Source organism: Sorangium sp. So ce363, assembly GCF_051520435.1.
In the GTDB taxonomy this organism is placed as follows: Bacteria; Myxococcota_A; Polyangia; order Polyangiales; family Polyangiaceae; genus Sorangium; species Sorangium cellulosum_B.
The window spans coordinates 1,370,898-1,396,533 of the sequence record NZ_CP150333.1; the positions used below are offsets into that span (position 1 = coordinate 1,370,898).

The following is a 25,636-nucleotide window of genomic DNA, read 5'->3' on the forward strand; positions in this document are numbered from 1 at the left end:
GAGCGACGAGAGCGGCGCACCCTGGTGCGTCACGCGCGGGTCAGGTGAACCGGGCTCGCGCGCGCCGCGGCCGTCCCTGGGGACGGCGCGCAGGCCACCGCCGAGGACCCTCATGTCTGCACTCGTGAAGCTCGACGCGATCACCAAGGTCTACTGGATGGGCGAGGTGGAGGTGCAGGCGCTCCGCGGCGTCTCGCTGGAGCTCTCGCGGGGCGAGATGGTCGCCATCATGGGCGCCTCGGGGTCGGGCAAATCGACGACCCTGAACGTCATCGGCACGCTCGACCGCCCCACCGGCGGCCGTTACCTCCTCGACGACGAGCCGATCGAGGAGCTCGACGAGGTCGAGCTGGCCCAGCTCCGCAACCGCAAGATCGGGTTCGTCTTCCAGTCGTTCAACCTCCTTCCGCGCGACACCGCCCTCGCGAACGTCGAGCTGCCCATGGTCTACGCCGGCGTCCGGCCGGCCGACCGGCGGGCGCGGGCCGCGCGGGCGCTCGCGCGCGTCGGCCTCGAGGACCGGGCGCACCACCTGCCGAACCAGCTGTCCGGCGGCCAGCAGCAGCGCGTGGCGATCGCCCGCGCCATCGTCAACGAGCCGCCGCTCCTCCTCGCGGACGAGCCGACCGGCGCGCTCGACTCCGCCACCACCGGGCAGGTCATGGATCTCTTCTGCGCGCTGCACGCGCAGGGGATGACGGTCGTCGTCGTGACCCACGACCGCTCGATCGCCGACTACGCCACCCGCGTCGTCACCTTCAGGGACGGCGCCATCGTCGAGGACACCGGCCCTCGCGGCCGGCGCGTGGACGTCTCGTCGCCGGTTCCTGGACCGTCGTCATCGGTTCCTGGACCGTCGTCGCCGGTTCCTGGACCAGCGTCGTCGGTCCCTGGACCCTCGTCGTCCCCTCCCGGAGGCCTCTCGTGAGCGCCCGGCGTCGGCGGCGCCTCTGGCCGTGGCTCGTCGGGGCGCTGGCGCTCGCCGGGGGCGGCGCCGCCGTCCTCGCGAAGGCCGGCGCCGGCCCCGCGCCCATCGACCCGGCGCTCGTCGTGACCGCGAAGCGCGGCGACCTCGCCGTCGAGATCCTCGAGACCGGGCGCATCGAGGCCCGCGAGCAGGTCGAGCTCAAGTCCAAGGTCGCGGGCCAGGTCGCCGAGGTGCTCGCGGACGAGGGCGCCCGGGTCCAGAAGGACCAGCTGCTGCTCGTGCTCGACCCGACCGACTACGAGCGCGAGGTCGCCCGCGCCGAGGCCGAGCTCGCCCGGGCCAGGGCCGCCGCGGGCTTCGCCAAGCGCGTGGTCGCGCAGCGGACCGCCGGCGTCGAGGCCAGCGTCGTCCCCGCGCAGGAGCTCGACACGGCCAAGCACGACCTCACCGAGAAGACCGTCGCCATCCGGCTCGCCGAGGTCGCGCTCAGCGCCGCCAGGGACCAGCTCCGGTACACGAAGATCTCCTCGCCCCTCGACGGCACCGTCATCCAGCGCAACATCGAGCCCGGCGAGGTCGTCACGCCGGGCGTGCAGTCGACCTTCAACGGCAAGGCGCTGCTCACCGTGGCCGACCTCTCGACGCTCGTGGTCAAGGTGGACCTCAACCAGATCGACGTGGCCAAGGTCGCGCTCGGCCAGACGGCGACCCTGACGCTCGACGCCCTGCCCGGCAAGACGTACGCGGCCAGGGTCACCAAGATCGCGCCCGCCTCGGTGAAGCTCGAGGGCCGCGAGGTCGACGTCTTCCCGGTCGAGGCCGAGCTCACCCAGATCGACGGCCTCATCAAGCCCGGCATGACCGCCGACGTGCGCATCCGGCTCGACAGCAGGCCAGGCGTGGTCTCCCTGCCCATCGAGGCCGTCGCCGACGAGGGCGGCAAGCAGCTCGTCACGCGCGTCGTCGACGGCCCCGACGGCAAGCAGACGACCGAGAAGGTCGAGGTCGCGCTCGGCGCGCGCAACGATCGCGACGTCGAGATCGTGAACGGCGTCCCGGAGGGGGCCCGCGTGCTCATCAACCCGCCCTCGGCGGCCGCGAACGAGACGAAGATGTGAGGTGGTCCGCCTACCTCGCGATCGCCGCGAAGGCCCTCTCGGCGCACAAGCTGCGGTCGCTCCTGACCGTCCTCAGCATCACCCTGGGCGCCTTCGCCATCGTGCTCATGACCTCGCTCGCGGAGGGCGGCCTGCTCACGCTGGGCCGCGGCATCGAGCAGCTCGGCGGGGCGCGGCTCATCCTCGTCGTCCCGAAGGCGCCGGAGCGCGCCGAGCGGAAGAAGACGATGTACGTCACCGGCTTCACCCGCCGGGATCGCGATCGGCTCGCGCGCGGCGTCCCCCACGTCGCCGAGCACACCATGTACGCCATGCTCGGCTCGCGCGACGTCACCTCCGACGAGGGCAAGGAGGATCGCACCGACTTCATCGCGGCCGACAGCGGCTTCCTCGACGCCTTCCGGATGCCCGTCGCGCGCGGCCGGACGTTCTCGGACGAGGAGGACCGCCGCCGGGCCCGGGTCTGCGTCGCCGGCCCGAAGCTCGCGGCGCGGCTCTGGCGCGGCGACCCGATCGGCCGGTGGGTCACGGTCGGGGCCCTGCGCTGCCGCGTGATCGGCGTGCTGGCCGACGCCGATCGGATGGGCGTCAACTTCGGCTTCAGCTGGGTCGACCTGCTCGTCGCCCCGCTCGACACGGCGGCGGACGTCGAGAAGGCGGTGAGCACCTCGGCGCTGCTCGTCATCAAGACCGACGACGTCCGCAACAACGACCCTGTGAAGCGCATCATCAACGCGCTCCTCGTCGACCGCCACCACGGCGTCGACGACTTCACCCTCCTCGATTTCAGCAGCATCATGCAGAAATTCGAGGCCATGTTCACCACGATGAAGGCGATCGTCGGCCTCATCGCGGGCGTCGCGCTGCTCATCGGCGGCGTGGGCGTGATGAACATGATGCTCGTCAGCGTGTCCGAGCGCGTGCGTGAGATCGGCATCCGCAAGGCGCTCGGGGCGTCGCCGCGCGACATCAGCGCGCAGTTCCTGGCCGAGGCGGCGCTGCTCTCGGGCTTCGGCGGCCTGCTCGGGGTCGCCGGCGGCGCCGCCGCGGCCGAGCTCGCCTCGGCGGTCATCCGCCGCTTCACGCCGAGCTGGATCGGCGCGGTCTCCACGCCGGCCGTGATCGCGGCGCTGCTCGTCTCCTCCGGCGTGGGCGTGGTCTTCGGGTGGCTGCCGGCCCAGCGCGCGGGCCGGCTCGACCCCGTGGCGGCGATGCGGCGATGAGGCTCGACGATCTCCTCCACTCGACGCGCGCCGTGGTCGCCGACCGGACCCGCGCCGCGCTCACGCTGCTCGGCATCATCATCGGCACCGGCTCGATCGTGCTGCTCGCCTCGCTGCTCGCGGGCGGCGAGGAGGCGCTCCTCCGGGCGAGCCAGCAGGCCGTGGAGGCCGACCTCATCCAGGTCCACCCCGCGGAGGTGAGCGTCGGCGATCGGCGCCGCACCCGGCGCGATCTCTCGCGCGACGACGCCCGCGCGCTCGCCGCCTCGCGCGCCCTCGGCGGCGCCTCTGCCCTGAGCGAGTCGGTGCGCCCGACCGAGGCCCGCGCCGGCGGCAAGAAGAAGCGGATCTCCCTCGTCAGCGCCGTGCCGGCGGCGCCGGCCCTCTACGACCTGGAGCTCGCGGCGGGCCGTTTCCTCGTCGAGGCGGATCTCGCGGCGCGGCGGCGCGTGTGCGTGGTCGGCCACGAGGTCTGGGCCGAGCTCTTCGGCGGCCCTCCTGCGCGGGCCGCGCAGGCCGAGCCCCTGCACATGACGGCCGACGGCCACGTGTGGACGGTCGTCGGCGTGCTCCAGGACCGGCCGATCCTCGGCTCCACGGACGACACGAACATCTGGAACCGCAAGGTCCTCGTCCCGGAGACCACCTACGACGCGCTCTACGCGCCGTCGCACAGGACCGACCGCCTGTACGTCCGGCAGGATCCGCTCGTCACCGTCCGGACCCCGCTCGCCGCGCTCCGCGGCGTCATCGACGCGACGCTCCAGCGCCGCCATCACGGGGTCAAGAACTTCAGGATCGAGGACGAGGACAGCCACGGCCAGGAGCGGCTCGTCCTCGACATCATCAAGATGCTGCTGCTCAGCACCGGCGTTGTCGCGCTGATCGTGGGGGGCATCAACATCATGAACATCATGCTGGTGACGGTGACCGAGCGGACGCGGGAGATCGGCATCCGCCGCGCGGTCGGGGCCTCGCCGCGCGCGATCCTGCTGCAGTTCCTGTGCGAGGCGGCGGCCGTCTCGCTGCTCGGCGGCGTGCTCGGCGTGCTCTCGGGGCTCGCCCTCTCCTGGCTCGCCAGCGCGCTGCTCGCGCAGATGGTCGGCCGCTGGGCGTTCCAGGTCGAGCCCTGGTCGCTCTTCCTCGGCCTCGGCCTCTCGGTCACGATCGGCGTGGTCTTCGGCTTCTACCCGGCCTGGCGCGCCGCGCGGCTCGACCCGATCGAGGCCCTCCGCGCGGAGTAGCAGCTCGTCACGTCCTGCAGCATCACCTCGAATTTTTCGAGAAGATTCACAGGGAGACGGGGAGTCAAATCCCATGAATCTCCCCGTCTCTCCGACTCCCTGTCCAATTTCTCGCCAAAAATGCCGACAAAATGAGGGGATTTGTCAGCCTCACGTCGTCGCGGCGGCCTCGGTCGCTCCGCCGCCGTCCGCGCTCTGCTCGGGATCTCGCTTCGCGTGCGGGAAGCGGTCCATGCGGCTGAGCACGGGGAAGCCGAGGGCCCACAGCGCGGCGACCACGAGGGTGGCGCTGCCGCCGAGGAGGATGGCGGGCAGCAGGCCGAGCCAGCTGGCGGTGAGGCCGGACTCGAACTCGCCGAGCTCGTTGGAGGCGCCGATGAACACCGCGTTGACCGCGCTCACCCGCCCTCGGATGGAGTCCGGCGTCTCGAACTGCACGAGGATGTGACGGATGTAGACGCTCACCATGTCGCCTGCGCCGACGAGGAACAGGGCGATGAGCGCGACGGTGAAGCTCCGGGTCTGCCCGAGGGCGATGGTGGCGAGCCCGAACACGGCGACGCCGCCGAACATCCAGCGGCCCACCTGGCGCGTGATCGGCCGGAAGGCGAGGACGCCGGCGGTGATCGCGGCGCCCGCGGCCGGCGCCGTGCGGAGCAGGCCGAGGCCGGTCGGGCCGGCGTGGAGCACGTCGCGCGCATACGCGGGCAGGAGCGCGACCGCCCCGCCGAACAGCACAGCGAACAGGTCGAGCGAGATGGCGCCGAGCACCGCCGGCTTCGACCAGACGAAGCGAAGCCCCTCCAGCACCGCGCTCCACGACGTCGGCTCGGCGCGCCTCGCCTGCCGGGCCGCGCGCACGAGGCTCATGAGCACGAGCGAGACGAGGAGCAGCGCCCCGACGATCGAATACACGATCGTCGACCCGGCGAGGTAAAGGAGCCCGCCGAGCGTCGGCCCGACGATGACCGCGACATGGAAGCTCGATGAGCTGAGCGCGACCGCCTCGCTGAAGCTGTGCTGCGGCACCAGGTTCATCAGGATCGCCTGCTGCGCCGGCATCATGAAGGCGCGCGCGCTGCCGAACAGCACCAGCACCGCGAACACGGGCCACACCACCGTCAGGCCGGACACCGTGAACGCGAGCAGCAGGAGGGAGCAGAGCAGCTCCACGCCGAGGCCGACCGTGATGATGCGGCGCCGGTCGAACCGATCCGCCGCCTGGCCGGCGAAGAGGATCAGCGCGAAGAAGGGCGCGAACTGGGCGAGGCCGATGAGGCCCAGATCGAAGACATCGCCGGTCAGCGCGTAGACCTGCCAGCCGATCGCGACGCTCTGCATCTGCACCGCGACCGCGGAGAGCAGCCTGGCCGCGAGGTAGAACGCGAAGCTCCGGTGGCGCAGCACGCCGAGCCCGGTGAGGTTGTTGGAAGACATCTCGGCGCCTGCGGCGGCCCTGGTGGGGCGTTGTGGACTCTCGCTCAACCACGATGAGCACCAGGGCATGTCGCGACCGAGTCCAGGAGTCGCGACGCCGTTATCAGCCCACGCGGCGTGTGTGATGGGCGATTCGCAATCCGCCATTTGCCATGAATCGCAACATCCGTACCAAGATCCCCGCGCCCGCGGTGGTCGTCTGGACGGCGCGCCTCGGGCGTGATCAGGCCAAGAGCGCGCCGAGGGGTCGCGGCCGCTGCTGCTCCAGCAGCAGCCGGTGGTGCTCGGCTGCGCCGCCACGAGCAACGCCCGTGGCGAGCGCGTCAGCCCTGCGCGAGCCGGGCGAGCGCCTCGCCGGTGAGGCGGTGGACGGTCCACTCGTCCATGGGCTTGGCGCCGAGCTTCCGGTAAAAGCCGAGCGCCGGCTCGTTCCAGTCGAGCACGGACCACTCGAAGCGCCCGCAGCCGCGCTCCACCGCGAGCTTCGCGAGGTGCACGAGCAGGGCCTTGCCGTGGCCTCCTCCGCGGTGATCCGGGAGCACGAAGAGGTCTTCGAGGTAGATCCCGGGCTTGCCGAGGAAGGTGGAGAAGCTCTGGAAGAAGAGCGCGAATCCCACCGGGATCCCCTCCGCTTCGGCCAGGACGACCTCGGCTGCCGGCCTCGGGCCGAAGAGGTGCGCTTCGAGCTCTCGCTCGTCGAAGGTGACCTCGTGCGCGAGCCGCTCGTACTCGGCGAGCATCCGGATGAGGCGGGCGATGGTGGGGATGTCGGCGGCGGTGGCGGGGCGGATCATGGCGTCTCTCCGGCGGGTCATACCGCATCGTCGCGCCGCGGTGGAGGGAGTAGGCTCCCCACCTGCATGACCATGACGACGCCGCCCTCCGCCGCCGGCCCGCGCTGGCTGTACCTGCACGGCTTCGCCTCGGGCCCGAGCTCGACCAAGGGCGTCCGGATCGCCGCGCACTTCGAGCAGCGCGGGGTGGTCGTCGAGCGGCTCAACCTGCGGGTGCCCTCGTTCGAGCGGCTGCGCCTGAGCGCGATGATCGGCGCCGTGAAGCAGGCGATCGGCGGAGAGCGCGACCGGGCGGTGGTGATGGGATCGAGCCTCGGCGGCCTCACCGCGTGCCGCGTCGCCGAGGAGGACGCGCGGGTGTGCGCGCTGGTGCTGCTCGCGCCCGCGTTCCGGATCATGGAGCGATGGCGGCTGCGGCTGGGTGAGGAGGGCTTCCGGGCGTGGGAGGAGCGGGGGTGGCTCGAGGTCGACGACTACGCGGAGAAGAAGCGAGCCCGGGTGGACTTCGGCTTCGCCGCCGACGCGGCCGAGGTGGATGAGCGCTCGGAGGGCTGGCCTGACGTGCGTGTACCCACGCTGATCGTCCATGGCCGGAGCGACGAGGTGGTGGACATCGAGCTCTCGCGGACGTTCGCCGCAGGGAAGCGGCATGTCCGGCTCATCGAGGTGGACGACGGCCACGAGCTCGTCGCCTCGATCCCGCGCATCCTCCGCGAGGTGGACGAGTTCCTGCGCCATTTCGTCGGCGGCTGACGAACACCCGTCATCGCCTGGACCGCGGACGCTGAGCGTCTGTTCAGCGGTTTCAGCGCCATCCGCGAGCTCCGCGCGCCCTGCGTGAACCGCCGGTTGGCCGTCCCCTCAGCAGCCGACTGGCATTCTATGCGAGAAGGGCACAGCTATCAAGAGCGAAGAGCACCGCTTACAGATCGTGTGCGACCGGCCGCGGATCGGCCGCGGTCGAGCGATCGGAGGAGCGAATGGCGACAGCGACGGCCACCGGGCGCACCGCGCCCGTCAACGACATCGAGATGTATTACGAGCTCCGCGGCGAAGGGCCGCCGCTCGTGCTGCTCCACGGCTTCACCGGAGCGAGCGGGGACTGGGCTCATGTCTTCGACCTCGCGGAGCTCGCGTGTGGACACACGGTCATCGTCCCCGATCTGCGCGGCCACGGCCGCTCGACCAACCCGGCGGGCGACCTGACCATCCGTCAGTGCGCCTCCGACGTGTTCGCCCTCCTCGACCACCTGGGGGTGAAGGCGTTCCGGGCCATCGGCCTCAGCTTCGGCGCCAAGTGCCTCCTGCACCTGGCCACGCAGCAGCCGGATCGCGTCGCGTCGATGGTCCTCGTGTCCGCGACACCGTACTTCCCCGAGCAGGCCAGGGCGATCATGCGCCTCATCTCCGACGAGGGCCGCTCGGAGGAGGAATGGCGGGACATGAGGAGCCGCCACGCGCTCGGCGACGCGCAGATCCGAGCGCTGTGGAATCAGCCGCGCCGCTTCGCGGCCAGCCACGACGACATGAGCTTCACGCCCCCCCACCTGTCGACCATCACGGCGCGCACGATGATCGTGAGCGGCGACCGCGATCCCCTCTACCCGGCCGAGATCGCCCTGGAGCTGTACCGCGCCATCCCGCGCTCCTGCCTGTGGATCGTGCCGAACGGCGGACACGGCCCCATCTTCGGCGAGTGGAAGGAGCCGTTCGCCCGCGCGGCGCTGGCGTTCCTGCGCGGTGATCCGGGCGAGCCGGTGGAGATCCGGGCGTAACGGGAGACGCGCGGCGCGCGGCGTCACTGCGCGCCCTCGGCGCGCTCCTCCACCGGCGCTTGCGCGCCGAGCTTCGGAAGCCGGACGCTCAGCGTCTTCATCTCTCCCGGCTCCACGTTGACCATCAGCGTCCTGGAGGCATGCCCAGGGGCGGACAGCACGAAGCGGTGTCCCTCGCCCACCGTGAGCCCCTCGATCCTCGTGCGATTGCCCTTCCAGAGCTTCCCGTCGACGACGACGTTGGCCGGCGGATCGACCCAGAGCACCACCGTCGCCGTGAGCCTCTCCAGATCGGCCACGATCTCTTTGAAGCGCGCCTCGTCGCTCAGCTTCACGGCCGTGCGGTACGGCTTGTATCCGTCTCTTGTGAGCTTGATGTGGAGCTCACGCCCGAGCGGAAGCCCGTGGAGCTTGGCCGGCGTGGCGACGGGGTGACGCTCGCCGTTCACCCATAACGTGCAGCCCTCCGGCTTGCTCGTGATCTCCAGCGAGCCCTTCGCCTCGACCTGCGCGGGCGGCTCCTGGCGGCTCGCCTGGGCGTCGTGGACCATCGTCATGAACTCGGCGTGCCGCTCCGAGAGCTGCCCCTGCATGTAGAGGAACCCAGGCACGAGCGCGAGCGCGCTGGCGGCCGGGATGAACGCCGCAACACCTCCCTTGCCCGCGAGCGGCGGCGGGCTGCTCAAGGTCGTCGGGCTCGTGCTCGTCGGGACGCCGCTCTGGGAGACGGTCGCGCCGCCGCTCATCTCCAGCGACCAGCGCTGCTGCTGCGCCGCGATCACGTCGATGAGCTGCCTGACGCCGAGGAGCGCCTCCTTGTGGCGAGCGAGCTTGTCCCGGAAGAGCGACTCCATCCATGCCGTGAGGCCCATGGGCGAGGCGGGGATGCGCTCGTCGCGGATGAGCTCCTCGAGCGCGGCGTGCATCTCCCGGGCAGACTGGTAGCGATCCTCGCGCCGCTTCTCGAGCGCGCGCAGGACGATCTTCTCCAGCCCCTTCGGGTAGCCGGGCTTGATCGCGCTCGGGAGGGGGTACTCCGAGCCGTGGATCTGGAGGAGCGTCCGCATCTGGGTACCGCCCTTGAACAGACGTCTGCCCGTCGTCATCTCGAACAGGACCACGCCGGCGGCGAAGATGTCCGCGCGATGGTCGATGCGATCCCCCGCCACGTGCTCCGGGGCCATGTAGGCGAACTTGCCCATCAGCACGTTCTCTCTCTGCTCTTCGACGTCGCCGAGCTCGCTCCGCGCGATGCCGAAGTCGACGATCTTCACGTCCCCCGTGTAGCTCACGACCACGTTGCGCGGCGAGATGTCCCTGTGGACGATGCCGAGCGGCGCACCGTCGAGGCCGCGCTTGTCGTGGATGTACGCGAGCCCCGCGCAGACGCCGAGGATGATGCTGAGCGCGTGCTCGAGCGGGATCCCTCCCGGGTCGCGCTCCGCCGCCTCGCGCACGATCGAGCCGACGTCCTCGCCGTGGATGTGCTCCATCGCGATGAAATACGTCCTGTCCACCTGCCCGGCGTCGAACGTCTGGACGATGTTGGGATGCGAGAGCGTCGCCGCGATGCGCGCCTCGTGGAGCAGCATGTCGATAAGCGACGGATCCTGGTTCATCGAGGGCAGGATGCGCTTGATCACCACGAGCTTCTCGAAGCCGAAGGACGAGCGATGCAGCGCGAGGAAGATCTCCGCCATGCCCCCCGCCGACAGCTTCGACAGGAGCGTGTATTTGCCGAACTGTTTCGGCAAGAGCTCAGGTGCGTTTCCGGCCGTGCTCGGCGGCGCGCCGCCCGCGGCCAACGCGGTACGCTCTTGCATGAGACATTCTCCTGGTTCCAGTGGACGCTACTGCAAGGCCAGCGCAAAGGGGCCTCGCGATGAGCGCTCTCGGGCGAGTCTTACCATGGAGCGGTCATGAGAAGTCAGCTTTTTTTGAATGCGTCCGCCTGAAATGGCGGAGCGCGGGGCAGCGCGCGCAAAGCAATCTGTGGAAACATGAGCGATACATGTTCGTTCCGATGCGCGGGTAATGTCTCCCTCCTCGCCCATGGAGAGAGAACAATGGCGCAGGTTTCCTCTGAGCTCCTGGCACCGACCCGCCGGTTGACGCGCCTGTACGTCAGCGCGCTCGGCGCCGTGGCGCTCTTGTCGGTCGTGGCGCAGCTCCTCGTGCAGCACGCGTTGAACCAGCAGACGAGCGACGCCCACGTCGTCAACGTGGCCGGGCGCCAGCGAATGCTCAGCCAGCGGCTCAGCAAGGCCGCGCTCACGTTCCAGGTGACCACCGACCCCGCCGAGCGCAAGGGCCGCGCCGACGAGCTGGCGCAGGCGATGGCGCTCTGGGAGCGGTCGCATCGCGCGCTCCAGCACGGCGATCCGGCGATGGGATTGCCGGGGAAGAACACGCCGGAGGTGACCCGCATGTTCCAGGCGATCGAGCCGCTGCACCAGAGCATGCTCCGGGACGGGAAGGATCTCCTCGCCGCGGTCGGCGCCGGCGGCGAAAAGCCGGTGGAGGCGGCCGCCATCCAGCCGATCGTCGCCGCGATCCTCGCCGCGGAGCCGGGCTTCCTGAGCGGGATGGACCGGGTCGTCTCTCAGGTTGCCCACGAGGCGACGGCGCGGATCGAGCGGCTCCGGCTCGTCGAGCTGATCCTGCTGTGTGTGACCCTGGGGGTCCTCTTTCTCGAAGGGCTCTATATCTTCCGCCCGGCGGTGCGCGAGATCCGAAGGACGATCAGCCACCTCGTCCAGGCCAGGGGGCACCTCGACAACACGGTCCAGGCGCTCCGGGCGATCGCGGGTATCGGACAGCCGTGATGCACATCGGCTCTCCGTGACCGCCTGTCGATTTCCCCTCTCGGGATGAAGGGAGCGCGCCCCCCCGCCCCCACCTCCGCCGAGCGGCGTTCAGAGGGGGAAGGTGGCGGTCACAGCCAACCGCAGCCGCCGTCGAAGTCGAAGGGGGGCGTGGGCTCCGTGGACGACTGCGATTCACGACAGGCATCCTCGATGTTCTGTCGCAACATCAACATCAGGTTGTTGTCGTCCTGGATGTCCGTGTCCGGGTACTCCCCGAGCCACCCCCCGACCGACGGCTTCATCATCTCGATGACCCCGAGCGAGCGCCGGCAGTCGCCCGCCTGGTAGAAGTCGAGCGCGCCGCGCAGCGCCAGGTACATGTTCAGCATCATGTACGGCTTGCCCGAGCCGCCGTCGGAGATGTTCCACCACATCGAGTCGGGGTTCTGCCCGGGAGGCAGCGCGTTGAGCAGCGTGGTGTCGACGTTCTGCGCGGCTCCGTCCTTCGCCGAGGTCCAGCCTGCCGTCACCTGGAAGGCCGCCTTGTCCGGCCCGATGTCGTCGCCGAGGGACGCGTCGGCGAGGAGCTCCACGAACAGACCGCCACCGCCGCCGCGGCGGCTGCCGCCCACGTCGGTCGCGCCGTCGCGCTGGCCGATGAACAGCGCCGGCATCTCCAGGGCCGCCCCCGCGGCGCTGGCGGTCGCCCGCTTCGTCCCGTAGATGCGCCCCACCTTGTAGCCGGCGGACGGGGTCACCTCCAGGCTGAAGTCCGTTGCCAGCGGGAAGAGCGTGGTCTTCCCCTCCTCCGAGAGCAAACCGCCGAGGTCGCCCGGGCTCAGCGCGTAGGCGTACGTGCCCGCGCCCATCGAGCCCAGCGCCGACGGGATCTTCACCAGGAAGCTCTCCCCCACGCCGATCACGCCGAACGCCGTGCCGTTCTCCACGAGCGCCTCGCCCAGACCGAGGATGCGGTCGGGATCGGTGATACCGCTGGTCGCGTGCCCGCTCGTGAGCAGGAGCACGCGGTGCGCGCCCTCGAAGCCCGCCGCGTCGCCCTCCTCGAACGCGTTCTCGGCGGCGGCGATCCCCTCGTAGAGGCCGACGAGCTCGCCGGCGCCGTCGCCGAGGCGCTCGTCGGCGATGAGGCGCGTGAGCTCCGCCGACTCCGGCGCTGCGAGGAAGGCGCGGCGCTCGACCCTCTCGCCATAGCGGATGACGCTGACGCGGTCCTCGGGACGGAGGCTTTCGAGCAGCCCTCCCATTCCCGCGTCCAGCGCGCTCTCATCGATGCCGGCGAAGCGGCTGTTCTCGACGGCGATCGCCAGGTGAACCGGCGGCCTGTCCAGCATCGAAGGGTCGACCGCGGTGTTCATCGCGACGAAGGCCATCGTCCAGTTACCCTCGTTGAAGCGCGGCGCCACCGCGAGGAACGGGTGAATGCAGACGTCCTTGCCGCAGTCGGCGTGGGGCAGGTCGATCGCGTGCTCGGCGAAGAACCCGATCGGATCCAGCGTGTCGAGCGCGGGCACCTTCCCCGCCTTCACGATCGCGCGGAACTGGGAAATGTCCTGCGCCCCGCCCTGGGCCACGTTGACCGAGCCTGTGGGGACGTCGCTGCCCGCGCCGTCGCTGCTGTCGGTGCCGCAACCGACGGCGGCGGCGCAGAGGCCGAGTGAGACCAGCTTCATCTTCGACAACATATGACCTCTCCTCATTCGTAAACAATCAACAGGTCCGCGGACGCGCTGGGCGTCTGGTACCCCGCGTCGCACTCGTCACGCCCGGCGAGCACGCGCTCGGCGCGGCCGACCCGCACGCGGAAATCCGGCCCTTCGAGGGCGTCTCCAGGGCCCAGCAGGGTCTTCTCGCCGCCGCTCTGCACCGCCACCACCGCGTCGGTGACGTAGGCGCCGCAGCTCAGCCGGTCGCCCTCGCACTCGGTTGCCTCGAGCGAGGCAGCGAGGTCCGCGCGCTGGAGCTCGACAACGTTGAGATAGACCTCGAGCCGCTTCGTCGAGTCGACGGCCGAGACCTCGAGGTGGTCGCCCTTGTCGAACCATTCTACCGTTTCGCCCGCCGAGAACGGGAAGTCTTCGATCGGAATGCACAGGTAGTGAGTCTGACGGGTGAAGCTCGGGTCCGGCTCGCCGCTGCCCTCGCCGCCGGTGCCCATTCCATCATCACCGCCCGCTCCGCCGGCACCCGCGCCGCCAGCGCCTCCAACGTCGGCTCCGCCGGCACCCGCGCCGCCAGCGCCTCCAACGTCGGCTCCGCCGGCACCCGCGCCGCCAGTGCCCGCGCCGCCAGCGCCGCTGCCGCCGGCTCCGCCGGCACCCGCGCCGCCAGTGCCCGCGCCGCCAGCGCCGCCCGAGCCATTGCCGGGGCCGAGCCGCGGGTAGTTCATGGTCAATTCGATGCAGCCATCCGACAGTCCATCGATGTTCGCGATCTCGCCGACCACCTGCTTCGACCAGGGGCCCGCCCACTGGAAGGACGATTGAGGTGCGCCAGCGCACACCGAGGGCACGACGTTCGTCTGCAGCGCGCCCGTCTTCACCTGTCCGGGCGCCACCACCGTGAGCGGCTTCAGCGCGACGCGCCCCGCCAACATCTCCGTGTCCTCCCAGAAATCCCTGTTGTCGTTCACGTTCTGCGGAATCAGGACGAATTGCAGGTCGGACCACCATGCCATCACAGGCCGCATTCCATCCGTCTCGAGCAGCACCACCTCGCAAGGCTCTTCCGAGGCCGGCACCGTCTCCTCGAAGTTGCCTGCGGCGAGGTGGGCCACGGCCCGGTTGAGCGGGAGCGTGTCCTGCGGGTCCAGCCGATACGTGATCCCGAGGTTGAACGCGCTCGGCCCGAACATGCGTGTCGGATCGCCGGAGGTGACGGCAGAGCAATCGAGCGACGCGTCCACCCAGCGCACGCGAACGTCCACGATCCCGGACGTGGCATTGATGAGATAGGCGTCCGTGGAATAGCCCTCGGGTGCGGGGGTGCCGGTCGCGACGCAGGCGACGGCGGACGCCCCCAGGATCGTGCGCTCGAGCACCCAGGCTGTGCGCGAGCCTTCCTCGGCGCTCCGGGCCGAGAGCTCCCGGCTGGAAGCCGCGCGCGCCGAGAGGCGCCATGCCGGGACGAGAACCACGAGCGCGGCCAGGTCCGTCGGATCTTGCCAGATACGCCACGTGATCCCCGCGAGCCCCACGAGCCCCACGAGGAGCTGCGCGGCAGCGGCCGAGAGCTTGATCGCCGCGAACGGCGCGACCACCGCCGCGAACGCCAGCGCTCGCCCGCGCGAGGTGCGCGTGTCCACGAGCGCCGCTGCGAGGACGGGGGCGACCACGAGGCCGGCGAGGTCGCTGAGCTTGCCGGTGAGCGCGCCTGGCAAGAGCCCGGCGCCTTTCAGGAGGTGGTCGTTGACCACCAGGAGCGCCAGGGCGCCAAGGAAGAGGGGGTGGCGGAGGACCGCGAATCGAGGCGACACAGATTGTCGTGACCGCGACACCAACGTCAGAGCACCTGCGGGGCCGCCGGCGTTTCGCCGTGATGAGTTCAGCATCGCCGCGAGCCGATAGCAGCGCGCGTGCCACTCGGACGCGCTTTGCTCGCCGAGGTTGCTCCGGACCCGGCGTGCTACAGCTCGCCCTCGCCCTCGCCCTCGCGCCTCTGCGAGCCGGCGTCTCTCCTGTCCGGCTCGTCCCGGCGTTTTTCGGAGCTCTGCGCGCGCAATGCGATCCTGCCTTTTACCGTCCGCCTTCTCTTTTCTCGCGTCCCTCTCCGGGTGTGGCCCTGTCGACCGTGAGCCGTCGATCCCCGCGGAAGCCAGCGATTGTCCCGCGCTGTTCGGCGAGGACTTCACCGAGACCCGCGCCGTCGACATCGGCGACGCGTCGTCCGGGACGTTCGTGCCCTACGCCGACGGCGCCAGCGTGCAACTGATCCTCGGCAACCAGGGCTCGATGATGATCACGCCCTGGGTCCAGGTGGAGGCCCTGCCCGGCGACGCGGAGGAGACGTGCCATGTGGTGCGCCTCGCGAACGAGTTCGAGGGTCCGCTCGCCGACGATCCCCGCGGGCTCGCCGCCGCGCAGTTCAACGTCCAGTTCATCAAGACCGGTTCTTTCCTGGTCTCGGACGGCGCGTTCTACCACCCTTTCGCGTGGGATCGCGAGACGCTCGAAGGTCAGAAGCTGGAGATCGCGGTGACCGTGCGCGGCGACGGATACGAGGGCACGAAGAGCGTGAGCGTCGTGCTGGAGTGAAGAACCCTGCCCATCGAGCCGCTGCTCACATCGAGCATGCGAGCGCAGGTCCGGTCCAGCGCGACCGGTGAGCAGCCCGTCCAATCGCCGTGAATTCTTTCTCCGGCGGCGCGGTGCTACCGCGCGGCGCACCGGGGCGCGACGTAGCGGCCGTTCGGGTCGTCGTCGACGAACACGGGACCCACGTCGGAGAGCTCGAAGCTGACCGATCTCGGGTCGATCGCCGTGATGGTGAGCCTGCCGAATCCCGCGTCGCCGCCGCCGGTGACGGCCCCCGTGCTGCTGCAGTCCGCGCGAGAGGACGTCCCGAAGATCGTGAGATCTCCGCTCGCCGTGTCCACCTCGCCCACGGCGAGCATCGACTCGGGCATGCGCAGCTCCAGGTCCCACCAGTCGCTGCAGGGCTCGTACGTGGGGTTCGCGTCGGGATCGCTGCAGGACAGGGCCAGGGTGGAGACACGGAGCGTCACGCTCGACGAGTCGCCGAAGACGATCGCGCTCACCCGGCGCCCACCGCCGCCCGAGGTCGTCGGCGACGGCGCGACCGAGCTCGTCGTCGAGATCGGGCCATCCGGGCCATCCGGGCCATCCGGGCCATCCGGGCTGCCCTGGCCGGTCGTGCTGCCCTGGCCGGTCGTGCTGCCCGCGCCGCCGGCCCCGCCTCCTCCGCCGTCCATGATCACCGCGCCGCCGCACGCGCTTTGGACGAGCAGCGCGAGCGAGCCTACCGCCATTGAGATGCATCGAGGTGAGCGCTTCATCGTCGCATCGTATCGCCCTCCGGCCCGCGATCGCAGACGAGGGCACGCCTCCGTCGATGGACCGGCCGGGGGGCACCTGTGCTACCGTCGACCACAGCAGGCTCGGATGGCGGCGCGCCCCGTGGCCGGGCGTGAAGCACGGAGCTCTCATGAAGCCACCTGTCGTCGAAGGAGACGTCATCGCCGGCAAGTACCGGGTCGATCGCGTCGTGGGCCGAGGCGGCATGGGCATCGTGGTCGCGGCGAGCCACCTGTTCCTTCCGCAGCGTGTCGCGATCAAGCTCCTTCTCAGCACGGAGAGCCCGGCGCTCGTGCAGCGGTTTCTCCGCGAGGCGCGCGCGGTGGTCCGCCTCAAGGGCGAGCACGTCGTGCGGGTGTTCGACGTCGGCGAGCTCGGCTCGGGCATCCCGTACATCGTGATGGAGTACCTGGAGGGCGAAGATCTCTCCGATGTGCTCCGCGCCCGCGGCACGCTCAGCGTCGTGGACGCGGCCGACTACGTCCTGCAGGCCTGCCTGGCGATGGCCGAGGCGCACGCCGCGGGCATCGTGCACCGCGATCTCAAGCCGGCGAACCTCTTCCTCACGACGACGCCCGGCGGGGCGACGCTCATCAAGGTCCTCGACTTCGGGATCTCGAAGGAGGTGCCGGGCAGCACCGAGGGCGTCGGCGTATCGTTGACGCAGACGCGGGAGATGCTCGGCTCGCCCATCTACATGTCCCCGGAGCAGATGCGGTCGTCGCGCTCGGTCGACGCCCGCTCGGACGTGTGGGCGCTCGGCGCGCTGCTCTACCGCCTCCTGGTAGGGCAGCCGCCGTTCGAGGCCCCGGCGCTCGCCGAGCTCGTGCTGCAGGTCGCGAGCGCCGAGCCGATCCCGCCCACCGCGCTCAGGAGCGACATCCCACCGGGGCTCGAGGCCGCGATCCTCCATTGCCTCCAGAAGGATCCGGCCCGGCGGCCGCAGACCGTGGCCGACCTGGCGCGCGCGCTGGTGCCCTTCGCGACGGCGGGCGGGCAGGAGCGCGCGGAGCGCGCCGCGCGGATCCTCGGGGCGGGGGCGCAGGCGACGCCGCCGCCGACCGGTTCGGTGCCGCCGCCGCGGCTCGTGACGGCCAGCGGCCCTCCGAGCGCCCCGTCCGGCGCGATGGCGAGCCTCCTGCCCACGACGCGGGGGCTCACGCGGACGTCCGCGCGGCCCGGGTCGCGCAGGATCCTCGGGGCGGCGCTCGGGGCGGTCGCGATCGCCGTGCTCGCGCTCGCCCTCTGGGGCGCGGTCGCGTTGCCAGGCAGAGCGCCGGAGGCGGCGGCGCTGCAGGCCGCGGCGGCCTCGCGGGACGACACGGCGCCGCGGCGCGCGCGGCAGGACACCGCGGCGCGCGGCGCGGACCCGCTGATCGCGCCGGAGCCGCCGCCGGCCGTCCGTGACGCCTCGCCGCCACAGCCGCCGTCGGTCTCCCCGGTCGTCGCGCCGGCCAACGACGCGGCGCCCTCCGGGGCGGCGCTCGAGGGCCGGCGCGCGCCCCCGGCGACGAGCGCGTCGGCGACGCTGAAGGCGCCGTCGGCGCCCGGAGGGACGAATCCCTTGGAACTACCGATCAAATGAGACAGGAACCTCCGGCCTCCGACCGGCGGCACCCCGCATTCCAGCCGGATACAGGCGAGGCGCCGGTGCGTTCGCGCCGCCCGGTGACGGGGCTCGCGCCAGCGGTCGCCATCGTGGTGTTGACCACGGCCGGCGGCGCGGCCGCGCAGCAACCCCAGCCCGCCCCTGCGGCGGCTCCTGCGCCGGCCGCTCCCGCGCCCGCGCCTCTTGCGCCGACCGCTCCCGCGCCGGCGGCTCTTGCGAATGCCGCTCCCGCGCCGGCGGCGGCTCCCGCGCCGGCCGCTCCCCCGCCGGCCCCTTCCGCGCCGGGCGAGGCTGCTTCTGCGCCCGCCCGCGAGCGGCTGAGCGGTGAGGCCAGGGCCGATTACGAGTCCGGCAAGACGCTCTTTCGCAACGGCGACTTCGCCAGCGCCTTCCTCAAGTTCCAGAGCGCCTACGAGAGCTCGAAGGACGCGCGCCTCCTCTGGAACATGATCGCCTGCACCTCCAAGATGCACCGGTACAGCCAGCTCCTTGCGCTGGTGGAGAGGTTGAAGCAGGAGGACCGGGGCGTCCTGCTCCCGGAGGACTGGGCGACGATCGCCGAGGTCGAGCGGAACGCCAGCGCCCTCGTCGGTCACCTGGACATCGCCGCGAGCGAGCGGGACGCGGAGGTGACGATCGACGGCGAGCTGATCGGGAAGACGCCGCTCCCGGGCAAGGTGATCGTCGACGCCGGCACGAGGCGAATCCGTGTCTTCAAGCCGGGGTTCAAGGAGCACCTCCGCGTGGAGAGCGTGTCCCCTGGCGCGCAGCTGGCGCTCGACGTCCGGCTGGCGCGGCCGATGAACGGCGGCAGGCTCTCCATCCTTGCCTCTCCGGGCGATCGCCTCGCGCTCGACGGCGAGTTCCTGGGCGAAGGGCAGTGGGAGGGCATCGTGCCGAGCGGCCGTCACGTGGTGAGGGTGTCGGCGCCGGGGAAGGTGCCCTACCAGGCTCAGATACGGATTCAGGACGAGGCGCTGAGCAGCGTCCGCGTCGGCCTGGTGCCGGCCGAGAAGCGCGGCGGGACGCCGTCGTGGGTATGGATCGCCGGCGCCGGGGCGGTCGTCGCCGCGGCCTTGTCGGCCGGCCTCCTCCTCGCGCACGACCCCCATCCCGAGCAGGTGGGGGCGGGCCAGGGAGCCCCCAGCGAGGGCCGCCCGACCGGATTCGGTGGCCGGTTTTGAGGGGGCCGCCGCGGTCCACGGCGGCGCTCGCCCACGAACCTGCGCCTCGCGCTGGCGAGCGCGGCCGGCAGGCCGCCGTCAGATCATCCCTACCAGCGGTCCTGTGCAGAAGTCCGGGTCGCCGAACGTGTCGGCCTCGATGCCCATCGCGTGGAGCAGCGACAGGAGCAGGTCGTTGTGCGCGACCTCCTTCTGCTGGACGACGTATCGGCCCGTCTTGAAATGACCTCCTGCGCTCCCGGCGACGACATAAGGGATGTTCTTGCGCAGGTGATTGCCGTCCGCGTGCTCGTTGGTCCAGAAGATCACCGTGTTGTCGAAGACCGTGCCGTCGCCCTCCGGCATGCTCTTCAGCTTGGCGATCAAGTACGCGAGCTGCTCGGCGTAGAAGCGGCTGATCCTGGTGAGCCGCTCGCGGTTCACCTGATCGGCGTAGCCGTTGTGCGCCATCGGGTGGTGGCCCTCGGTGATGTCCGGCCCGAGGAAGCTCAGCACCTTGGTCGTCGCGGAGTTCGTGAAGTGCAGGCTCGCGACCCGCGTCAGATCGCAGGCGAGGGACATCGCGATGAGATCCAGCTGGAGCCGGCAGAGCTCCGGCATGCTGGCGACCTTGTCGACGTCGAGATCCGGCGTCAGCGCCGGCGCGGCGCACGCCGGCGAGGTCGGCGCCGAGCCGCGATCCAGGCGCGACGCGATGTCCTCCACCGACGCGAGGTGCCCGTCGAGCTTCAGCCGATCCGCGGCGCCCAGCCGCTTGCGCAGCCGGTCGTAGTCCGAGGCCACCTTGCCGAGCACCGCCCTGCGCTGCTCGGTCTTCCGCGTCGCGTCGGCGGGCGCGACCGACAGGTCGGAGAAGAGCCGGTCGAACGCGGCGTACGGGCTGTTCTCCGGCGGCAGCGGCTGCGCCGGCCCGCGGTACGCGAGGCGCGCGCCCACGGTCGCCCCGTAGACGAGCACGCCGAGCTCGAGCGAGAGGAACTTGGTCTTCGTGCCGATGTGGTTCGCGATCTCCTGGTCGAGCGAGATGCCGTCGGCCCAGCCGCACGACAGCCCGGCGTCGCCGGGGAAGTCGCCCTCCTGCATCGCGCGCGCGGTCAGGCACTGCCCCGTGCCCTTCTGGTGCGCGTCGCCCGGCCCCGTCAGCGCCGACAGCGCGCTCACGTTGCCGAGGACCAGCAGATCCCTGTTGTGGTCCTTGAGCGGCGCGAGGATGGGCGACAGCTCCTCGCCGTCCTGGAACGTCGAGGACGACGGCCAGAAGTCCGGCGGGACGGTCCCGTTCGGCGTGTAGAGCACGATGAACCGCTTCGGGAACTCGAGCCCGAACGCGGCCCGCCCCGTCTGCTCCGACGCCGGCGCGAGCCGCTTCGAGCAGCCCATTGCCTCGAGGAACGGCAGCGCGAGCGCCGCGCCGCCGAGGCCCCTGAGCACGGCGCGGCGGCTGAGTCGGTACGGCTTCATCACGGCTCTCCTCCCGGGGCGCTCTCCGAGGCGCCCCCTGCGTCGTCTCCCACGTTGATCTCGCGCCGGTAGCGGAACGCGTCGGTCTGGGTGAGCGCCACGAGCAGCGCCCTGATGTTGTACCGGGACGCCTCGAACGCCTCCGTCGCCTGCGAGAGGCTGCAGGCGTCCTCGCGCTGCTCGGCGCGGCCATAACCGAAGCGGAACCACTGCTTCACGACGCACGCGCGCACCTGCTCGCTCTCCGCGAGCCGCTGCGCGAGCTCGACCGCCCCGTCGAACGGCCCGTCGATGTCGGTCTGCGTGAGCTCGCCGCTGGCGTCGACCGGGATGCCGTTCTCGGCGTCCCGCCAGCGGCCGAGCGCGTCGTAGTGCTCGAAGCCGAACCCGATCGGGTCGAGCAGCGTGTGGCAGCTCCTGCAGCCCGGGTCGGACACGTGCTGCGAGAACTGCTCGCGCGTCGTCTTCGTCCGGTCGACCATCGGCGGCTCCGGGACCACGTCCGGCGGCGGCGGCGGGATCTGGCAGAGCAGGCTCTGGCGCACGAACCGGCCGCGGTGCACCGGCGAGGACCGGTTCGGCTTCGCGTAGAGCGAGAGCAGCCCGGCGTGCGTCAGGAAGCCGGCGCGCTGCGACGGATCGAGCTCCACCCGCTCGAACGCCTCGCCCTTCGGGCCTCCCTCGACGCCGTAGAGCTCGGCGAGCTCCCGGTTCATCATCGAATAGGACGCCGTGAACAGCGTGCTCACGCTCGCGTCCTCCTCGAAGATCGCGTGATCCAGGAACGCCTCGGTCTCGGCCTGGAACAGCGGCAGGAGCTCGTCCCGGTACTCGGGGTAGAGCTCCGGGTCCCTCCCGCCCGCGGCGATCTCGTCGATCTTCGAGAGCCCGAGCCACTGGCGGTGGAAGTTCTTCGCGGCCTCGCGCGCCCGCGGATCGTCCAGCATGCGCCGCGCCTGCGCCGCGATCTCCGCGGCGGTGCCGAGCGCCCCCTCCTCGGCGGCCGCGAAGAGCGCGTCGTCGGGCATCGTGCCCCAGAGCAGGTACGAGAGCCGCGAGGCGATCTCGTACGAGGTCAGCGGCACGACGTCGCCCTCCACCGGATCCGGCATGCCGAGCTCGACGCGGTAGAGGAAGTGCGGCGACTGGAGCATCGCCTGGACGACGAGCGAGAGGCCGGTCGACGCGTCGTCGGGCGTGTCCCCGAGGCCGAGCCCGCGGTCGAAGAGCGCCGCGAGCTCGGCGATCTCGTCCTCGGCGAGGGGCCGGCGGAACGCCCGCTTGCCGAGCGACGCGATGAGCGCCGTGATCTCGCCGCGGCACGCGGCGCCCGCCGCGGCCCCGCGGCACGAGGGCGCCTCGCCGAGCAGCTTGCCCGCCGCGCGCGCCGCGATGCCCTCGGCGGCGGTCATGTACTGCTCCGCGAGCAGCGGGCTCACCACGAGCGCCGCCGCCTGGTTGTTGAAGCCGAGCGACTCCTCCTCGGGCACGAAGCCCCTCGCAGGGCGGCTGTCGTCGCCGAGGAGATCGAGTATCGTATTGTCGTACTCCACCCGTGTCATGCGGCGGAGCGGCGACTCGCCTGGCTCGATCGAGGCGCAGAGCGGTGCCGTCGCCTCGCCGTCGTCGTCGTCGTCGTTCGCGGGGAGATCGCCGAACTGCCCTGAGCAGGAGGCGAGGAGGAGCAGGCCGATGGGCCAGCGGAGAGCTCTTGGTTCAGCCATAGTGCCTCGTCGGCGAGCGCGAGCAGGGCACGGCGCGTTCCCCTCCGTGCAGCGCGCGCGGCGCGGCCGTGTGCGTGGCGCGCCATCTCGCCATCTTCAAGGAGCGTATGGCAAACCGTCGCTCCCGGATAGGAGCCGCGCTCGGAGCGGCCGAATCAAGTGGGAGCACGGGGCCGATGTGATCATCCCGTGTGCGCGTGTCTTACGGCGTTGCCGCGGACTCCGGCCTTCGAAGGCGGCTCGACCTGCGGTGTACGGAGCGACTATGCTCGCGCCCAATGCAAAGGCGAACGCTCGCCTGTCCTGTCTCTCCTCTCTCTCCTCGGGCGCCGCGGCGCCGCGCGCGCCGCTCTTCTGCGGCCGCGCCGCTCGGCGCGGCGCTCTCGGCGCTGTCGATGCTCCTGGCGCTCCTTTCGCCAGGCTCAGCGCTCGCCGATCCCAGCGCGGCGTCCAGCGCCGATCGCGCCGAGCGCGATGAAGGCGCCCGCCCGCCCGCCGCGGGGACCGCGCTCTTCAGCGCGGGTGTCGATCTCGAGATCGCGGGTCGTACGCTGTCCTATAGCGATCTGCTCTCCGACAACCTCCGCACCTACGAGGTGCTGGGCGTGCCCATGCCGTCCCTCCGGGGCGAGCTGTACCCGTTCGCGCGAAGCGCCGTCCCGGTGCTCCGCGACCTCGGTGTCGAGCTCTCGTACGCTCGCGCCCTCGGCCTCGACTCGGAGGGCGCCGGCGGAGCGAGCGTATCGACCTCGTGGAGCCGGCTCCACGCCGGCCTCCGGGGCCGTTACCGCCTCGCCGGGCAGGACGGGCCGGTCCTGTTCGCGGGCGGCGGACTCCGCTGGACCGACTTCGATATCGAGTCGACGGGCGACCCGTCGCGCGACGCCGCGTCGGTGTCTTACGTCGCCTTGCGCGTGGGGGTGGACGGGCGAGTGCCGGTCGGCCCGGTCGCGCTGGAGGCCGGGGGAGGGGTCCAGGCGCCCCTCTCGATGGGAGCCCTCGCGTCTCATTTCCGCGCGCCGAGCGCCGGCGGCGTCGATCTCCGCGTCGCGGTCGCCGCCCCGTTCGCGCCGGGGCTCGAGGCGCGCGCCGGCGCGTCGTACGCGCGGTTCTTCTACGACTTCGACTCCGAGCCAGAGGACACGTACATCGCGGGCGGGGCGCTCGACCAGCTCTTCAGCGTTCACCTGGGGGTGGCTTATCATGGGGAGTGAGGTGCGCTCATCGCGCGCGGCGCGCGCCGGGTCTGCCCGTCGCGGCGGGCGCTTCACGGCGGCGACGGCGGCGACGGCGGCGGCGGCGCTCATCGCTCCGGCCTTGTCGCTGCTCGCGGGGTGTCCGGGGACGATCGACGATCAGGAGCGGTTCGATCGGCGGCACGGCGGCGGCGGCCCGCAGGCCGCGTGCGCCGACGTGCCCGCGGTGTTCGCCGAGCGGTGCGGCGGCGCGAGCTGCCACGGGCCGGGCGAGCCCGCGGCTGGCCTCGACCTCGTCACGCTCGGCGTCGGCGATCGCGTCGCCGGCCGCCCGGCCACGAGCTGCGCCGGCGTGCTCGCCGACCCCGATCGGCCGGAGGAGAGCGCGCTCTACGTGCGGCTCACCGACGCGCCCTCGTGCGGCGCGCGCATGCCGCTCGGGGGGGCCCCGTACTCCTCCGAGGAGATCGCGTGTGTCGCCGCCTGGATCGCGGAGCTCACGCCGGCCGCGTGCAGCGGCCTCGACTGCGGCTGTCCCGGCTGCGTGTGTACGCCCAGCGCGCAGGAGGCGTGCTACACGGGCCCGGAGGGGACGGACGGCGTCGGGCGCTGCGCGGCCGGCACGCGCGTCTGCAACGCGGAGGGCACGTCGTGGGGCCCGTGCATGGGGGAGGTCCTGCCCGCGTTCGACGCGTGCGACACGCCCGACGACGAGGACTGCGACGGCGCGACGCCCGCCTGCGAGGACGTGTGGAGCCGCGGCTTCGGCGACGCGACCGGCCAGTACGCCCGATCCGTCGCGTTCGATGCGGACGGCAACGTGGTCGTGGCCGGCCAGCTGGAGGGGACCGTCGATTTCGGCGGCGGCCCGCTCACGGCCACCGGCACGGACGCCTTCGTGGCGAAGTTCGACAGGTTCGGCGCGCACCTCTGGAGCAAGGTGTTCCCGGGCGAGGGCAACCAGTTCGCGATGGCGCTCGCGGTCGACGCGGCGGGCAGCGTCCTCGTGGCCGGCCGCGCCTTCGGCCGCGTCGATCTCGGCGGCGGCGAGCTCGCGTCGCACGGAAGCGACGACGTCTTCGTTGTCAAGCTGGGCGGCCGCGGCGAGCACATCTGGAGCAGGATCTTCGGCGGATCCGGCGCGGATCGCTGCGACCGCATCGCCGTCGACGCGGCGGGCAACGTCCTCGTGGCGGGCGGCTACCACGGCGCCGTCGACTTCGGCGCCGGCGAGCTCACGAGCGCGGGCATGCGCGACGCCTTCGTGCTGCGCCTCGCCTCGGACGACGGCCGGACGCTCCTCGCCATGCGCGCCGGCGGCGAAGGCGACGATTACGCCCACGGGATCGCGGTCGACGCCGACGGCAACCTGCTCGTCGCGGGGTATTTCGAGGGATCCATCGATCTGGGCGGCGCGCAGCTCGTGAGCGCCGGCCTCTCCGACATCTTCCTCGCCAAGCTCCGTCCTTCCGGCGACCACGTCTGGAGCGCCCGGTTCGGCGGCGCCGAGGCGGACGAGGCCCACGACGTCGCGGTCCACCAGGCGACGGGCGACGTGGCGCTCACGGGCACGTTCGCGTCGACCATCGACCTCGGCGGCGAGCCGATGGTGAGCGCCGGCGGGCGGGATCTGTTCGTCGCCAGGCTCTCCGGCGCCGGCGCGCACCTCATGAGCCGGCGCTTCGGCGACGACGAGGACCAGCTGCTCACCGATTTCGAGACCGGGGCGCGCGCGAGCGTCGCGGTGGACTCCGCCGGCAATCTCCTGCTCGCAGGGCCGCTGTTCGGCTCGGCGGACTTCGGCGGAGGGCCGCTGACGAGCCGAGGCAAGACCGATGTCTACCTGGTCAAGCTCGGCGCCTCGGGCGATCACGTGTTCAGCAAGCTGTTCGGCGACGTCCAGACGCAGGTCGGCCTCGACGTGGCGGCGGGCTCAGGCGCGAGCGTGCTGATCGCCGGCCGTTTCTACGGCGCCATCAACTTCGGTCAAGGGGGGCTCTCGAGCGCAGGCCAGGGCGACGCGTTCGTCGCGAAGCTCTCTTTATAAATACCGTTCTCGTTGCAAATGCCGCGCTCGCTCGCTAG

Annotated in this window: 20 protein-coding genes; 12 read left to right on the plus strand and 8 right to left on the minus strand. The window is 71.5% G+C overall.

Features of this window, described 5'->3' with window-relative positions; translation table 11 throughout:
• Positions 1–112 precede the first annotated feature (112 nt).
• From WMF12_RS05160 to WMF12_RS05175, 4 genes are read left to right on the plus strand one after another with little or no spacing between them, the layout of a single operon-like run.
• Positions 113–928, plus strand: coding sequence for an ABC transporter ATP-binding protein (locus WMF12_RS05160; RefSeq protein ID WP_437867289.1), 816 nt, complete (start codon positions 113–115; stop codon positions 926–928).
• Complete coding sequence (locus WMF12_RS05165; RefSeq protein ID WP_437744496.1) at positions 925–2,046, plus strand: efflux RND transporter periplasmic adaptor subunit; 1,122 nt, start codon at positions 925–927, stop codon at positions 2,044–2,046. Before WMF12_RS05160 ends, WMF12_RS05165 begins: the two co-directional genes overlap by 4 nt.
• Positions 2,043–3,269 (plus strand): ABC transporter permease, encoded by a 1,227-nt coding sequence (locus WMF12_RS05170; RefSeq protein WP_437867290.1) that lies wholly within the window; start codon positions 2,043–2,045, stop codon positions 3,267–3,269. Before WMF12_RS05165 ends, WMF12_RS05170 begins: the two co-directional genes overlap by 4 nt.
• The gene (locus WMF12_RS05175; RefSeq protein WP_437867291.1) at positions 3,212–4,513 is read left to right on the plus strand and encodes an ABC transporter permease; all 1,302 of its coding nucleotides are present in this window, start codon (positions 3,212–3,214) and stop codon (positions 4,511–4,513) included. The genes WMF12_RS05170 and WMF12_RS05175 overlap by 58 nt, the downstream gene beginning before the upstream one ends.
• A gap of 150 nt (positions 4,514–4,663) precedes the next feature.
• Here the strand turns inward: WMF12_RS05175 and WMF12_RS05180 are convergent, their stop codons facing one another.
• A complete protein-coding gene (locus tag WMF12_RS05180; protein WP_437867293.1) occupies positions 4,664–5,950 on the minus strand; it encodes an MFS transporter in 1,287 nt (428 codons plus the stop codon).
• Positions 5,951–6,273: 323 nt separating this feature from the next.
• Complete coding sequence (locus WMF12_RS05185; RefSeq protein WP_437744500.1) at positions 6,274–6,744, minus strand: N-acetyltransferase family protein; 471 nt, start codon at positions 6,742–6,744, stop codon at positions 6,274–6,276.
• A 66-nt stretch (positions 6,745–6,810) separates the two neighbouring features.
• Between WMF12_RS05185 and WMF12_RS05190 the strand changes: the two genes are divergently transcribed.
• Positions 6,811–7,497 (plus strand): YqiA/YcfP family alpha/beta fold hydrolase, encoded by a 687-nt coding sequence (locus tag WMF12_RS05190; RefSeq protein ID WP_437867296.1) that lies wholly within the window; start codon positions 6,811–6,813, stop codon positions 7,495–7,497.
• A gap of 227 nt (positions 7,498–7,724) precedes the next feature.
• A complete protein-coding gene (locus WMF12_RS05195; RefSeq protein WP_437867301.1) occupies positions 7,725–8,519 on the plus strand; it encodes an alpha/beta fold hydrolase in 795 nt (264 codons plus the stop codon).
• A gap of 23 nt (positions 8,520–8,542) precedes the next feature.
• Here the strand turns inward: WMF12_RS05195 and WMF12_RS05200 are convergent, their stop codons facing one another.
• A complete protein-coding gene (locus WMF12_RS05200) occupies positions 8,543–10,342 on the minus strand; it encodes a protein kinase domain-containing protein (RefSeq protein WP_437867316.1) in 1,800 nt (599 codons plus the stop codon).
• A 243-nt stretch (positions 10,343–10,585) separates the two neighbouring features.
• On the opposite strand from WMF12_RS05200, the gene WMF12_RS05205 reads away from it, so the two are divergent.
• Positions 10,586–11,344, plus strand: a complete 759-nt coding sequence (locus WMF12_RS05205; RefSeq protein ID WP_437867326.1) for a type IV pili methyl-accepting chemotaxis transducer N-terminal domain-containing protein — start codon at positions 10,586–10,588, stop codon at positions 11,342–11,344.
• Between the two features lie 110 nt (positions 11,345–11,454).
• Here WMF12_RS05205 and WMF12_RS05210 read toward each other — a convergent pair whose 3' ends face one another.
• Together WMF12_RS05210 and WMF12_RS05215 are read right to left on the minus strand one after the other, a co-directional pair.
• Positions 11,455–13,029 (minus strand): hypothetical protein, encoded by a 1,575-nt coding sequence (locus WMF12_RS05210; RefSeq protein ID WP_437867331.1) that lies wholly within the window; start codon positions 13,027–13,029, stop codon positions 11,455–11,457.
• Positions 13,030–13,040: 11 nt separating this feature from the next.
• Complete coding sequence (locus tag WMF12_RS05215; RefSeq protein ID WP_437867340.1) at positions 13,041–14,819, minus strand: hypothetical protein; 1,779 nt, start codon at positions 14,817–14,819, stop codon at positions 13,041–13,043.
• Between the two features lie 244 nt (positions 14,820–15,063).
• Here WMF12_RS05215 and WMF12_RS05220 point away from each other — a divergent pair, with 244 nt between their 5' ends.
• Positions 15,064–15,597 (plus strand): hypothetical protein, encoded by a 534-nt coding sequence (locus WMF12_RS05220; protein ID WP_437867344.1) that lies wholly within the window; start codon positions 15,064–15,066, stop codon positions 15,595–15,597.
• Between the two features lie 116 nt (positions 15,598–15,713).
• On the opposite strand, the gene WMF12_RS05225 is transcribed toward WMF12_RS05220, so the two are convergent.
• The gene (locus tag WMF12_RS05225) at positions 15,714–16,331 is read right to left on the minus strand and encodes a hypothetical protein (protein ID WP_437867348.1); all 618 of its coding nucleotides are present in this window, start codon (positions 16,329–16,331) and stop codon (positions 15,714–15,716) included.
• A gap of 176 nt (positions 16,332–16,507) precedes the next feature.
• Here WMF12_RS05225 and WMF12_RS05230 point away from each other — a divergent pair, with 176 nt between their 5' ends.
• Positions 16,508–17,962, plus strand: coding sequence for a serine/threonine-protein kinase (locus WMF12_RS05230; RefSeq protein ID WP_437867356.1), 1,455 nt, complete (start codon positions 16,508–16,510; stop codon positions 17,960–17,962).
• Entirely contained in the window at positions 17,959–19,170 is a 1,212-nt protein-coding gene (locus WMF12_RS05235) for a PEGA domain-containing protein (protein WP_437867361.1), read from the plus strand. Before WMF12_RS05230 ends, WMF12_RS05235 begins: the two co-directional genes overlap by 4 nt.
• A 78-nt stretch (positions 19,171–19,248) precedes the next feature.
• Here WMF12_RS05235 and WMF12_RS05240 read toward each other — a convergent pair whose 3' ends face one another.
• Positions 19,249–20,631 carry a DUF1552 domain-containing protein gene (locus WMF12_RS05240; protein WP_437867367.1) on the minus strand — a complete coding sequence of 461 codons (1,383 nt, stop codon included), beginning with the start codon at positions 20,629–20,631 and terminating at the stop codon, positions 19,249–19,251.
• Positions 20,631–22,355, minus strand: coding sequence for a DUF1592 domain-containing protein (locus WMF12_RS05245; RefSeq protein WP_437867374.1), 1,725 nt, complete (start codon positions 22,353–22,355; stop codon positions 20,631–20,633). Before WMF12_RS05245 ends, WMF12_RS05240 begins: the two co-directional genes overlap by 1 nt.
• A 278-nt stretch (positions 22,356–22,633) precedes the next feature.
• On the opposite strand from WMF12_RS05245, the gene WMF12_RS05250 reads away from it, so the two are divergent.
• The gene (locus WMF12_RS05250) at positions 22,634–23,569 is read left to right on the plus strand and encodes a hypothetical protein (RefSeq protein WP_437867380.1); all 936 of its coding nucleotides are present in this window, start codon (positions 22,634–22,636) and stop codon (positions 23,567–23,569) included.
• 1 nt (position 23,570) lies between these two features.
• Positions 23,571–25,598: an SBBP repeat-containing protein gene (locus tag WMF12_RS05255; RefSeq protein WP_437867386.1), complete on the plus strand. Its 2,028-nt coding sequence runs from the start codon at positions 23,571–23,573 to the stop codon at positions 25,596–25,598.
• Positions 25,599–25,636 lie beyond the last annotated feature (38 nt).

Excerpts from the sequence above, each read along its gene's own strand:
- WMF12_RS05250 (WP_437867380.1), top strand. The coding sequence starts at position 22,634 with ATGCAAAGGCGAACGCTCGCCTGTCCTGTCTCTCCTCTCTCTCCTCGG.
- WMF12_RS05200 (WP_437867316.1), bottom strand. The coding sequence starts at position 10,342 with ATGCAAGAGCGTACCGCGTTGGCCGCGGGCGGCGCGCCGCCGAGCACG.
- WMF12_RS05160 (WP_437867289.1), top strand. The coding sequence starts at position 113 with ATGTCTGCACTCGTGAAGCTCGACGCGATCACCAAGGTCTACTGGATG.
- WMF12_RS05190 (WP_437867296.1), top strand. The coding sequence starts at position 6,811 with ATGACCATGACGACGCCGCCCTCCGCCGCCGGCCCGCGCTGGCTGTAC.
- WMF12_RS05230 (WP_437867356.1), top strand. The coding sequence starts at position 16,508 with ATGAAGCCACCTGTCGTCGAAGGAGACGTCATCGCCGGCAAGTACCGG.
- WMF12_RS05205 (WP_437867326.1), top strand. The coding sequence starts at position 10,586 with ATGGCGCAGGTTTCCTCTGAGCTCCTGGCACCGACCCGCCGGTTGACG.
- WMF12_RS05180 (WP_437867293.1), bottom strand. The coding sequence starts at position 5,950 with ATGTCTTCCAACAACCTCACCGGGCTCGGCGTGCTGCGCCACCGGAGC.
- WMF12_RS05235 (WP_437867361.1), top strand. The coding sequence starts at position 17,959 with ATGAGACAGGAACCTCCGGCCTCCGACCGGCGGCACCCCGCATTCCAG.
- WMF12_RS05240 (WP_437867367.1), bottom strand. The coding sequence starts at position 20,631 with ATGAAGCCGTACCGACTCAGCCGCCGCGCCGTGCTCAGGGGCCTCGGC.
- WMF12_RS05225 (WP_437867348.1), bottom strand. The coding sequence starts at position 16,331 with ATGGCGGTAGGCTCGCTCGCGCTGCTCGTCCAAAGCGCGTGCGGCGGC.
- WMF12_RS05245 (WP_437867374.1), bottom strand. The coding sequence starts at position 22,355 with ATGGCTGAACCAAGAGCTCTCCGCTGGCCCATCGGCCTGCTCCTCCTC.
- WMF12_RS05210 (WP_437867331.1), bottom strand. The coding sequence starts at position 13,029 with ATGTTGTCGAAGATGAAGCTGGTCTCACTCGGCCTCTGCGCCGCCGCC.
- WMF12_RS05185 (WP_437744500.1), bottom strand. The coding sequence starts at position 6,744 with ATGATCCGCCCCGCCACCGCCGCCGACATCCCCACCATCGCCCGCCTC.
- WMF12_RS05220 (WP_437867344.1), top strand. The coding sequence starts at position 15,064 with ATGCGATCCTGCCTTTTACCGTCCGCCTTCTCTTTTCTCGCGTCCCTC.
- WMF12_RS05195 (WP_437867301.1), top strand. The coding sequence starts at position 7,725 with ATGGCGACAGCGACGGCCACCGGGCGCACCGCGCCCGTCAACGACATC.